We start from the raw sequence: 529 nt of genomic DNA on the forward strand, positions 1-529 counted from the left end.
GTTTTCCTTTACTTCCCCTAAATGCTTTCCATATCTCCCTTCTACATATCTTGCTTCATACTCCGTATCTTTCCCAAGTATCTGATGTGTCAGCTCATGGGATATCACTTCATTGAAGTTTATTGCATTTCCGTCTTTTATCTTCTCCTTATTTATCCATATATAACCGTCTCCTGTCGTCGCTATCCCATACGCTTCAAGTTTTCTTAACTGATCTTTTGTAAGTTTTGTTGTATCTATATCTCCTTCTCCGTAAAATCTTACCTTTATTCCTTTCCTTGTAAGATTCCCATACCTTGCCTCTATTTCCTTTGCTACCTGCTCTATCTTCTTACCTTTGCCTGATATAAAGCCTCTATCTATCAACCTTCTTGTTATGCTCTCCGATAATATGTTCCCTACAAAGTCATATTCTCCGGTCACTTTATCTCTATGGATTAAAACTTCTTTTAGCCCTTCTACACTTCTTCCCGCTTCCTCAAATATATCCTTTGCTTTTCCTCTTCCTGCTTTTGTTAACCAATATTCC

1 protein-coding gene is annotated in these 529 nt (G+C 37.4%); it reads right to left on the bottom strand.

From position 1 onward, the window contains the following. Nucleotides 1-529 (bottom strand): hypothetical protein (locus EII29_RS12330; RefSeq protein ID WP_158612544.1); only part of this gene is annotated, 529 nt, incomplete at both ends.

Source organism: Leptotrichia sp. OH3620_COT-345 (assembly GCF_003932895.1).
Taxonomy (GTDB): Bacteria; Fusobacteriota; Fusobacteriia; order Fusobacteriales; family Leptotrichiaceae; genus Pseudoleptotrichia.